The organism is Paenibacillus sp. CMM36 (assembly GCF_053570945.1).
Genome location: NZ_JBSEDY010000005.1, coordinates 18,853 through 30,802 on the forward strand (window position 1 = coordinate 18,853; position 11,950 = coordinate 30,802).

Annotated in this window: 9 protein-coding genes; all 9 read right to left on the reverse strand. The window is 48.2% G+C overall.

Annotated features, from left to right (window positions below; translation table 11 throughout):
- Nucleotides 1–4: 4 nt before the first annotated feature.
- On the reverse strand, nucleotides 5–613 hold the full coding sequence (locus ACWA2B_RS12105) for a Maf family protein (RefSeq protein ID WP_449292242.1): 609 nt from the start codon (nucleotides 611–613) through the stop codon (nucleotides 5–7).
- Nucleotides 614–635: 22 nt separating this feature from the next.
- A complete protein-coding gene (locus tag ACWA2B_RS12110; RefSeq protein ID WP_023989955.1) occupies nucleotides 636–878 on the reverse strand; it encodes a DUF4321 domain-containing protein in 243 nt (80 codons plus the stop codon).
- Nucleotides 879–999: 121 nt separating this feature from the next.
- Nucleotides 1,000–2,220: an SPOR domain-containing protein gene (locus ACWA2B_RS12115; RefSeq protein ID WP_449292243.1), complete on the reverse strand. Its 1,221-nt coding sequence runs from the start codon at nucleotides 2,218–2,220 to the stop codon at nucleotides 1,000–1,002.
- Nucleotides 2,221–2,383: 163 nt separating this feature from the next.
- On the reverse strand, nucleotides 2,384–3,763 hold the full coding sequence (gene murC / locus ACWA2B_RS12120) for a UDP-N-acetylmuramate--L-alanine ligase (RefSeq protein ID WP_013311605.1): 1,380 nt from the start codon (nucleotides 3,761–3,763) through the stop codon (nucleotides 2,384–2,386).
- Nucleotides 3,764–3,769: 6 nt separating this feature from the next.
- Entirely contained in the window at nucleotides 3,770–5,146 is a 1,377-nt protein-coding gene (locus ACWA2B_RS12125) for a bifunctional folylpolyglutamate synthase/dihydrofolate synthase (RefSeq protein ID WP_029518417.1), read from the reverse strand.
- A 36-nt stretch (nucleotides 5,147–5,182) separates the two neighbouring features.
- Nucleotides 5,183–7,849, reverse strand: a complete 2,667-nt coding sequence (locus tag ACWA2B_RS12130; RefSeq protein ID WP_029518416.1) for a valine--tRNA ligase — start codon at nucleotides 7,847–7,849, stop codon at nucleotides 5,183–5,185.
- A 409-nt stretch (nucleotides 7,850–8,258) separates the two neighbouring features.
- A complete protein-coding gene (locus tag ACWA2B_RS12135) occupies nucleotides 8,259–9,584 on the reverse strand; it encodes a LysM peptidoglycan-binding domain-containing protein (RefSeq protein ID WP_069011265.1) in 1,326 nt (441 codons plus the stop codon).
- A 126-nt stretch (nucleotides 9,585–9,710) separates the two neighbouring features.
- Complete coding sequence (locus ACWA2B_RS12140; protein ID WP_165148795.1) at nucleotides 9,711–10,625, reverse strand: RluA family pseudouridine synthase; 915 nt, start codon at nucleotides 10,623–10,625, stop codon at nucleotides 9,711–9,713.
- Complete coding sequence (gene hemL, locus ACWA2B_RS12145) at nucleotides 10,622–11,926, reverse strand: glutamate-1-semialdehyde 2,1-aminomutase (RefSeq protein WP_069011263.1); 1,305 nt, start codon at nucleotides 11,924–11,926, stop codon at nucleotides 10,622–10,624. The genes ACWA2B_RS12140 and hemL overlap by 4 nt, the downstream gene beginning before the upstream one ends.
- Between the last annotated feature and the right edge of the window lie 24 nt (nucleotides 11,927–11,950).

The window sequence follows — 11,950 nt, forward strand, 5'->3', positions numbered from 1 at the left end:
CCCTTTATGGACGCAACACATTCACTCCAAAATCGGACAGCATGTCCGACAGCAAGGAAAGCGGCAATCCTACGACGTTAAAATAACAACCCTGAATAGATTCCACCAGCGTAGCACCCATGCCTTGAATGCCATACGCTCCTGCCTTGTCAGACGGTTCACCAGTATTCACGTATGCCACAATTTGCTCTTGACTCAGAGGCTTCATTGTAACCTCCGTTTGGCGATGTCTGACAAGCACTTCGCCGGTTCCGGTATGTATGCAGGCTACCCCGGTGTACACGCGGTGTGTCCTTCCCTGCAATGCAGTCAGCATGCGAACTGCGTCCGCAAGGTCGGCTGGCTTGCCCAATACCGAACCATCCAGCACGACAATGGTATCACTGCCAATCACCAGTCCGGCTTCCTTCGACTGAGTGACGGTGTTCACGACCGCTTGGGCTTTGCGTGCCGCAAGGGTCTCCACGATTTGCTGAGGCGTCCAGCTCTCAGGCGTGCTCTCATCCGCATGACTTGGCACCACCTCAAAGGGGAGTCTCAAAAATGCGAGCAATTCCTTCCTTCTTGGTGAAGTCGATGCCAAAATAATGCGGGGCGTAATTTTCCCGTCCATAAGGGAAGCTCCTTTTCATCAGTTAGAGCCTGCGGTACAGCCAGAACGCGGCAATGATGCCGATCAGACTAAGCAGGCTCAATTCAAAATTTATTGTTATGTTGTAGCTGATAATATCCAGGTCCGCTCTCGGCGACCAAGATATCCTAGTGGGGTGGGTCAGAAAAGAAAGGAATTTGATCGATTGAAGGGCTTTGGCAATCCATGCACCCAAGAGCCAACCGAGCAATAAAAACAGTATAAGCATTCCTACATTTTTTTTCATCCTGATCTTCCCTCGCCATTTTTTGACACCTTCATTATTATACGGTGATTTGTACTGCAATACAAACAGAAATCCGGCATGGGGAACTATTTCCAGTTCCTTGCCGGAAAATATGGTTAGCCTATTGTTTTATGAATTGGATAAATTCCCTCTCACGCAAAACATATTCCATCATGGAGGACTGAATCTCCCAAATGTGTTCCTTGGCTGTATTCTTATTATATTCCCCAAGTGCAGAGATCGCGCTGTTCATCGCCTTTTCAAGTGAGGTTGCGGAGGCAACCGCTTCCTTCGGAAGAGCACTGGGAAGTACAGTGATATTTTGTGTCCACTGCTGATGCAGGTCGTTCAGCTCCTTCATGTCGGAGGCTGGCACCGTATTCGGACCTCCTTCTCCGAGCAAGTTTGAGGAAAGTCCGCTCAACTTACCCACCAATGAGCTACTTAACTGAAAAAAGCTAGTGAGTTTATCACCTTCGCCTCCGTAAGCCGCTTTTTCAAATCCAGGCAATTCAAGCTCACGAACATACAATTCGACTCCTTGTGTTTTCAACTGATTGCTGAGCAACTTGGCTTGCTCCCTATCCGGTGATATTCCTGCATATACCCGGTTTTGGTCCTCGGTATCCCCTCCTGCTGCAATACCTGCCTTTAATAGTTCTTCTTTTGCTTGTAAGGCCCGTTCTGGGGTGCTGAAAACCCCATATTGCAACAAATAGTAGGTTTGAGGTGGTACCTGAGCCTCTATGACAGTGACAGGGACAGAATTCTCTTTTGCAGATATTGCATCCACACCAACAGATTCTTTAAAGACCGGTACAGCCTCTTCTACTGAAGGATCTGATCCCGGAACCATGCTTCCTCCGTTAAACAGTAACAACATAATATATCCAAACATGCCTCCGGTCACCAGTGCGCTGGCTACAGAGCCAACCAGTTTCCATCTAGAAGGGTTGGGCGGACGTCTTCTGTACTCTTGGCCAAAATGATAAGCTTCCTCATCCTCTTCCAGGCTATCCGGTAGAACTTCCGCATCTGACCAGGAAGCCGCCGAACGACCAAAGGGATCTTCCCATCCCTCTTGTACTCTTAATGTCGGAGCAAAACGCCGACTTGAAATGCGTTTATTCCGATCCTCAGGCTCATTGATCTTTGATTCTTGTGTAGTTGCAGTATTTTTCTCCATTCCTCTGTTCCGTTCCGTTCCTTTATGCGGGTTATCAGTTTCACGCTGTTCGTTCGTAATCGACTCGTTTTTGTACGGAAGCACCTGTAGCTTATCCTCCCGGCTTGTCTCCGGCAACTGTTGGTCGAACCGGAATGTCATCTTGGTCTTGTTCATGGATGCACTCCCTCCTTGTCCCATACTTCCTCATAGTCTGTTGTATGAGTTAAGCTAAGAATATATGCCCCAGCATTACAAAAAAGGGTATCCCGAAACACAGTCGTGTTCGGAATACCCTTTTTTTGTAATTCATTGGTGCAACAGCTCATTTTTATACGGTTTACACTTGCTGTCCGCGAAGATGGCGCGCTAACGCGTCACCTGCTTTCCAGATATCTCCCGCTCCCATCGTCAGCACAAGATCACCCGGCTGTAATCGATCTTTCAACTCCTCGATCACAGCTTCTTTGGTCGGCAAATAGATTGCATTAGCATTGCTGTTTTGGACGATTAAATCCACGAGCTTGGAAGAATGCACGCCTTCAATCTGTTTTTCTCCCGCTGGTGAATAAATATCGGTAATGATGACTTCACTAGCCTCGCTAAACGCGCGGCTGAACGCATCGAGCAGGAAAAAGGTGCGGCTATAGCGTTGCGGCTGGAATACAGCAATAATACGCTTGCCAGTCGCTCTCGCTGCGCTAATCGTAGCCTCAATCTCTGTTGGGTGATGCGCATAGTCATCAATAATCAGTATGTCATTGCTTTCACCTAGTACTTGAAACCGACGCTTCGCTCCGTGAAATTCCACAATTGTAGCAGCGATTTGATCGAATGGAATCCCTGCTTCCAAACATGAAATTACAGTCGCCATCGCATTATACATGTTATGTTTACCCGGCACTGATAGTTCGATTGTTCCGAGTGCTGTTCCCTTACGGCTCATAGTGAAGCTTAATCGACGGTCACCTAATTGGATATCTGTCGCCATATAATCCGCTTCATGCTCCACTCCATAAGTAATGACCCGAGTCTGGAGTTGAGGCAGCATTTCCCGGATGTTCTGATCATCTGCGCATACAATAGCCGCTCCATCCGGTCGAATTTGACTCAAAAACTGTACATAAGCACTTTTCAGACGATTAAAGTCGCCATCGTAATTTTCCAAATGATCTGCTTCAATATTGGTTACGATGCCTTGCCAAGGATGATATTGCAGGAAAGAACCATCACTCTCATCCGCCTCAGCAACGACAAACTCGCTTTTACCTGCTTTGGCATTCGTCCCCAAATTCGTGATTTCGCCGCCAATAATATACGTTGGATCAACGTTACATCTCTCCATAACCAGAGCGATCATGGAAGAGGTTGTCGTTTTACCGTGCGCACCCGCAACAGCTATTCCCTTACGTTCGTTAAGCAAGCGAGCCAGCATCTGCGAACGGTGCAGAGTTGGAATATTCAATTCCTCCGCTGCCACCCGCTCCACATTGTCACGTGACAATGCTGTTGAATAGACGACGATATCCGCGCCTGCAATATGCTCAGGCGTGTGTCCAATATATATTTTTGCGCCTTTTGCCGCCAGTTTTTCTGTCAGCTCCTGTGATGCCACATCTGAGCCAGTCACGGTATAACCCATCTCCAGCATGACTCGAGCAATCGCGCTCATCCCGTAGCCGCCGATACCGATAAAATGAACATGTTCCGAAGTAATCAACAAATTTCACCAACCTTTTTCCGAATCGGTTTGATACATAAGGGTAGCCCGTACATCCGCAATAAGGTACAGCGTGCCGGACACCACCCCCAGATCTTCCGCTTCCGTATGTGATTGAAACAGGCCAAGAGCCTTTTTCCAGTCACCTTCTACAATTATTTTTAAATCCGTTTTGGCATAAGACGGCCGCAGCTTCTCCACGAGATGAGCCAATTCAGCGGCATTCATTTTGCGCCGAAAATCGGGCTCGGTCAGGATAAGCGTATCCACTAGTGGCAGTATATGCTGCAAGTATGCTTCATGATGCTTGTTTGACAGCATCCCCATCATTAAAACCAACTTTTTGTACGAATACACTTGAGGAAGACTCTTGGCCAGCGTCTGTGCTCCTTCTGGATTATGAGCCCCGTCAAGAACAATTCTCGGTGATGTACTGACTTGTTCGAGACGCCCTGCCCAGGCAGTTTGCCTAAAGCCCTCCAGCAGTTCTGCATCATCCAACACAAAAGCCATATACTGACGTAGGACCTCAAGTGCCATCATAGCTCCTGCCGCATTAGAACATTGGTGCTCGCCTAACAACGTGATGTCAATTTCCATATGTCGGAAGGGCCCCGCGAATGAAAAGGTTTGAGCTGTTTCATCTCCGTTTAGCCGTTCATACGTAAATTGTTCTCCTGCCAGGTACAAGGTAGCTCCTTGCTTTGTCGCCGTTTCACGTATGACCTGAATAGCCTCGGGTTGGGAAACACAACTGACGACAGGTACACCCGGTTTGATGATACCGGCTTTTTCCCTTGCAATCTGTTCGAGCGTATCTCCCAAAATATCCGTATGGTCATAGCCGACATTTGTAATAACCGAGAGGATTGGATTCACGATATTAGTTACATCCATCCTTCCCCCAAGACCTGTCTCCCATACCACAACATCTGGGAAAGATACCGTAGCATAGTATAAAATAGCCAACGCTGTCGATACCTCAAACATTGTAGGTGATCCCAATTCACTATCTGCGATTTCTTTCACCAACGGATACAAGCGATTGGCAAGCAAAACCAGCGTTTCATCGGGAATATCGGTCCCATTGAATTGAAAGCGGTTCGTAAATCGGGTGATGTACGGAGACGTAAAAGTCCCGACATCGTACCCACATTTAAGTAGCACAGAGGTCAGAAAGGCACAAGTCGAGCCTTTACCGTTGGTTCCCGCAATATGCACAAATTTCAGATGTCGTTGCGGATCACCCAATTTACTCATTAGTTGTTCAATTCGTTCCAGTCCAGGTCTGATACCAAACGGAATCAAGCCGTTAATCCATTCCACTGCCTCATCATAGCTTTGTAAAGGAGCCGTATCTCCGCCCCTGATCGTATCTGACATCCTCTTCACCTTCAGGTCATTTTATTGTGAGTGAAATTATCCCTTGAGTTCTTCAATACGTGCGATAACTTTAGCGCGCTTATCTGAGTAATCGGCTTGCTTGGCCTTCTCTTCCTCGATGACTTTAGCTGGTGCCTTCGCCACAAAGCCTTGGTTAGATAACTTTTTCTCCACGCGCTCCACTTCACTGTTCAAATGCTGAAGTTCTTTTTCCAGTCTGCTAATTTCCTGGGCAATATCAAGCAGTCCGGCCAGCGGCAGGTACAACTCTGCGCCGCTAACTATAGATGTCATCGCTTTATCTGGAACGGTGAACTCTAATCCCGCGTCGAATTCAGACGTATTACAGAATCTACGCACATATTCCCCATTGCGGTTAATGATATCGAGAACGGCTTGATCGCCGGGTTTTATGAGCAACTCAATTTTTTTACTCATCGGCACATTGACTTCAGCACGGATATTGCGCACAGCACGAATTACGTCGATCAGCAAATTCATTTCTGCAACTGCATCCTTATCCTCAAAAGCCGGATCATAAACAGGCCAAGCGGCCAGTGTAATCGTTTCTCCCTCATGTGGAAGATGCTGCCATATTTCCTCAGAGATAAACGGCATGAACGGATGAATCATGCGCAGCGTCCGGTCCAATACATATGCAAGTACGGACTGCGTTTTCTTTTTCGCATCTGCGTTGTCGCCATATAGGGAAAGCTTCGCAAACTCAATGTACCAGTCGCACAAATCATCCCAAATAAAGTTATACAGAAGGCGGCCTGTCTCGCCAAATTCATAAGCATCTATTAGACGCGTGATGTCGCGTGAAGTTTCGTTTAGACGATGCAGAATCCAACGATCAGCGGTGCTCAGGTCACCAGTAATGTCTATATCTGCCGAAGTGACGCCTTCCAGATTCATCAGCGCAAAGCGTGACGCATTCCAGATTTTATTGGCAAAGTTGCGGGCCTGCTCCACCCGCTCCCAGCGGAAACGAAGGTCTTGCCCAGGCGTGCTACTGGTGGAAATCATATAACGCATGGCATCGGTACCATATTGGTCAATCACGTCGAGCGGATCAACACCGTTGCCGAGGGATTTGGACATTTTTCTACCGTCCGCATCACGAACCAACCCGTGCATAAGTACGTCCTTGAACGGAATCTCTTCCGTAAACTCGAGTGCTGTAAAAATCATACGCGATACCCAGAAATAAATAATGTCATAGCCTGTAACCAAGACATTAGTCGGATAGTAGCGTTTGAGGTCCTCTGTCTGCTCAGGCCAGCCCAGTGTCGAAAACGGCCACAAAGCCGAGCTGAACCAAGTATCCAGCACATCCTCATCCTGTTTTAGCTTTCTGCCAGCATACTCAGGCAAAGTTGTAGGGTCCTCCGCCGATACAATCACTTCTCCGGTATCCTCATCGTACCAAGCCGGAATACGGTGTCCCCACCATAATTGACGGGAAATACACCAGTCACGCACATTTTCAATCCAATGCAGATAAGTACGTTCAAAGCGATCCGGTACAAAGTTTACCCCGTTGCCAGCCTTCTGCACTTCAATGGCTTTAGCTGCCAGAGGCTTCATTTCCACAAACCATTGTGTGGACAGATAAGGTTCTACAACTACACCTGTACGCTCGCTGTGGCCTACTTGATGTACGTGCTCTTCAATACGAATCAGTACGCCCTGCTCTTTCAGATCAGCGACGATTTGCTTACGGCAATCGCTACGATCAAGGCCCTGATATTTGCCTGCTTCGGCATTCATCGTTCCCGTTTCGTCCATCACTGTAATTTGTGGCAGCTGGTGACGTTGTCCCATTTCAAAGTCATTCGGGTCGTGAGCCGGTGTAATTTTAACCGCGCCGCTACCGAAATCTTTATCAACATAATCATCCGCAATGACCGGAATTTCCCGTCCGATGATTGGGAGCACAAGCGTTTTGCCGATCATTTGCTTGTAGCGTTCATCTTCCGGGTGTACAGCTACAGCTGTATCGCCCAGCATCGTTTCAGGACGTGTAGTGGCTACCGTAATAAATCCGCTACCGTCTTTCAGTGGATATTGCAGGTGATACAGATTTCCGTTCACCTCTTTGTATTCCACCTCAATGTCCGATAATGCAGTACGTGCAGCAGGGTCCCAGTTTATGATGCGTTTACCGCGATAAATCAGACCCTTCTTGTACAGTTTAACGAATACCTCGCGTACCGCTTGGGACAGTCCCTCATCCAGCGTAAAACGCTCACGAGAATAATCGAGAGAAAAGCCCATCTTTTCCCATTGGTTATGGATATTATCTAGATAAAGATCCTTCCACTCCCACACTTTCTCCAAAAACTTCTCGCGGCCCAAATCATAACGTGTCAGGCCTTCTTCACGCAGCTTTTGCTCTACCTTTGTTTGGGTAGCAATACCCGCATGGTCTGCCCCTGGCAGCCACAAGGCATCATAGCCCTGCATCCGCTTGGCGCGAATAATAATATCCTGCAAAGTAAAGTCAAGAGCATGTCCAATATGCAACATACCTGTAACATTCGGTGGTGGAATAACGATTGTAAAAGGCTCTGCCTCTGGATGTTGCCCAGCGCGGAAATAGCCCTTCTCCATCCACGTTTTGTACCATTTTTGTTCTGCTGATTTTGGATCGTACGTTGTTGGCATTTCCAAGGTTGTCTTGTTGTCTTGTTCTGACATATCAGGATACCTCCATGATTTTTCAATTGGCAAATAAAAAAAGCCCTTCATCCTCAAAGGACGAAAGGCTGTTCTCTCGCGGTACCACCTTTGTTTCACCCCTAGTGTATGTATCCACTGATCCATTACACATGGTGTGACACTTTATGCAGATAACGGTTGCGGACCGGCCTTATTCTACCGTGAACCTCTTATCTTCCGTAGGAATTAAATGAGGAACCGTTCAAACAGGCGACTCCCGGGTGACTTCGGCCAGTAGCTTCCTGCGGAACCTCACAGCGCTGCAATTCCACTCTCTGAAGGGCTTGCTGCCTACTCTTCCCGATCTCAGTCTTTCAATAACTATACCACATCATACATTTCCCATTGACTATAGTCAACACCCGCTGTGCATTTTTCAGCAACCGGATCAAGGGATGTACAATACCTGTCCTTCTTCCACATGATGCTCCGCCAATCTGTTATACAGTTGAAGCTCACGCGTGCTGAGCTGATAACGGTCAGCTATGGTTTCCAGTGTATCCTCGCGCTGTACTATGCATAACCGCACCTTACGAAAAGGTGTTTCATCTTGTGTATGAAAAAAAAGGTTCTTCCACTTGGCATTCTCCCGCTCTTCTTCGGCTTTCTGATCCTGCGGCTCCTGCTCCAATTGCTGCTGGTATTCCGCTTCTTTCACCGAACGGCTGGATTGGAGCAATGATGAGTAGACAACCGGGTCTGGCTCGTCTGCCTCTTCATCCTTTTTACTGTTAAGCGCCACACGCATCTCTGGCTTATCCTCAGTAAAAGTGTCATGGGCCTCGTGATTCACCTGTTCTGACGCTTCAGGCCTGAAGTCGAAGCTATCTACTTGACTCGCTTCCAACTGTGGCTCCAGATAGACCTCGGACTCCGTAGCAGGATGCGGTTCAGACAGCAAAGGGTCATAATTTACATTAGGAGATGCGGAAGATACTTTGGACTCATTTCCCCCTGCCCATGCTTCCTTTTGCTGAAATCCCCACACTTCCGGAGACCCATGCTCATGTTTGACCTCGGGAGAGTTATCTTCAACTGCTTTGCCCGTCCAAGGCTCATAGAATCGGTTAGGATCTACTGCTGGCTCATAAGCTTGCTGTTCCGACGATGATTGCTGTTCCCCTTGGTCCTCAGACAGCTGTTCCCAGGAAATGGACTCCTGTTGTACTGGCACACTGTAGGAGGTTTCAGGATCTGTAACGTAATCAGAGGTCGAGTCATTGGTAGAATAGGCCTCTGCCTGACGATACTCTTCATCGGCGGAAAGGGATTGAACCGGATGCTCAGGTGCATGCACTACGGTAAATTCTTCATCCAACCAGACCGCCGTCTCTTCCGCGTGCGAGCTTTCCACACCATGCAAAGAAAGAACGCCTGTAATGTTTAGACTACGTAAAGAAAGCAGGTCCACATCAAAATTTTCAATCTCGACAGAGATATCTTCCAATCTCCCTACGCGGTTTAGCGGAATGGTAATTTCCACAGGGATCAAATGATGAAGCTCGCTCGTGAACTGTTCAGGTGTGCGGTACACGCCCTCCAGCAGCAAATGCCCTCGCAAAGCGGCATGGTCGCCGTGGGTTACAACCTGAATGCGTGGCAGAAGCTCGATTTCCTCCAACTCAGCAATCCCGGCAGCTTCCTCCGTCAAATGAATGCGTTCATAAATATCAAAACGCAAGCCTTGCGGCTGATCATTCTGTTGTTTGTTCAAGGATGGCATCCTCCTTTGGGCAGTCTCCGCACATCCTCTGACTTCTGGTCAGGCGCACGGAAACTCCATATTGCAAACCGTTTCTAGGTTCAAGTATATGCGCCAAAATAGAAGGCATGCCATCTTTTATAGCTGTTTGTGCAGCTTTTGAAAATCATCCGGCCAAGCATCCTCCACAGTAATCGTTTCGCCACTCAGCGGATGACAGAAGGTAAGACGCTCTCCGTGTAGCGCCTGCCTGCCAAAATCAGTAGCACGCCCCCCGTATAATACATCCCCAAGCAACGGGTAGCCAGCATGACTAAGATGTACGCGAATCTGGTGCGTCCGTCCTGTCTCCAGCGTCAGATATACGAGACTCACTGCACTTGAACCGCTTCCCCATACTTCCCCGAGTTCAATATGGGTAACCGCCTTCTGCCCAGTCGGAGATACACGACGGCGCTGCTTATGATGCCTGTCCTTGCCAATCGGCCAATCCAACGTTCGCAGCGATGGAGGTACTTCCCCTCGTACCAAAGCTACATACCGGCGGTCGATATCCTTAGCTCTCATTTGCTCGTCCAGCTTGAGCAACGCAAACTCATTTTTGGCATATAGCACCGGGCCCGTCGTATCCACATCCAGACGATGTACATGCCGTACCACCGCATGAATGCCATTCATCTCATAGTAGGATGCGACAGCATGATCCAACGTCAGCGGACCATCCTGCACACCACCGTCCGGATGTACTGCCATACCTGCTGGTTTATGTACTACCAGACAAAAATCATCTTCATACAGTACCTTCAAATCATACCAGCGAGGGGTGATGCCAAGGTTCATTACAGGAAAAAGGGCCAGCCGCAGCCGGTCCCCTGTAAGTTCAATCTCTTTATCATGGCGCAGTCTGCGCCACAGCTTTTCCGGTAATTCCAAACGATTCAGCAACCACTGATCTACAGCATCAGCGCTGTTTTTTTCCCCGTCTGTGATTTCCCGTCCTGGCGTGACTTCCAGCCAGGGTCCTCTTCTTTTCCAGCCACCTTGCCAGCTCATAGACGTTTGAGCGCGCGATAGTTCGCCTCAATGGTGGCATCAATATCCTCTACCGTATGCACGCCCGATACAAACATACCCTCAAATTGAGATGGTGCTACACTGACTCCCTCATTCACCATTTCAGTAAAGTAACGACGGAAGTGGTCCTGATTACTCGTTTTAGCTGTATCAAAATTGACAACCTTTTCTTCTGTAAAAAATGGACAAACCATGGAACCCACGCGATTGATCGTGACAGGGATACCTAGCTCGTTCGCATTACGTTCGAATCCGGCTTGAAGTCGTGCTGCCCGCTCTTCCAAGCGATCGTATACTTCTGGCGTCAGCAATTTAAGTGTCGAATAACCTGCTGCCATAGCCAGCGGATTTCCGCTAAGCGTACCCGCTTGATAAATGGGCCCCGATGGAGCAATCCGCTCCAGAATATCACGACGTCCGCCGTAAGCACCTACAGGGAGTCCACCACCAATCACTTTACCCAAACAGGTAAGATCCGGTGTCACACCAAAGCGACCTTGAGCCGAATGAAGTCCAACCCGGAATCCAGTCATCACTTCATCAAAAATCAGCAGACTTCCGTACTGCTGGGTTACCTCACGCAAACCTTCCAAAAATCCAGGCTGTGGCGGTACAACTCCCATATTGCCTGCTACTGGCTCGACAATAATTGCGGCAATCTCTTCGCCAAATTTCTCAAAAGCTAGCTTCACCGAAGCTAGATCATTATAAGGGACAGTGATGGTATGGGTGGCCACAACTTCAGGCACACCGGGACTATCGGGCAAGCCTAATGTGGCAACACCAGAGCCTGCTTTAATCAGCAAGCTGTCCGCATGACCGTGATATGATCCCTCAAATTTAAGAATTTTACTACGGCTCGTAAATCCGCGTGCGAGTCGAATCGCACTCATAGTCGCCTCAGTACCGGAGTTAACCATACGTACAATGTCCATAGAAGGAACACGCTCACATACGAGCTTGGCCATTTCGGTTTCTGCCAACGTTGGTGCGCCGAAGCTGGTTCCTTTTACAACAGCAGCCTGTAAAGCTTTAACCACTTCGGGATGTGCATGGCCCATAATAAGCGGTCCCCATGAACATACATAGTCTAAATAGGATTGACCATCAATATCATATACGCGCGATCCTTCGCCATGGTCGATATACACAGGTGTAATTCCAACAGATTTAAAAGCCCGTACCGGGCTGTTTACGCCACCCGGAATGTATTGTTTTGCCTCATCAAAGGCTACTTTGGAGTTCGTATCCTTGCGCACTGTTCGTTGTTCGTCGATCATTCTGACCACTCCTATCTTCTGAAA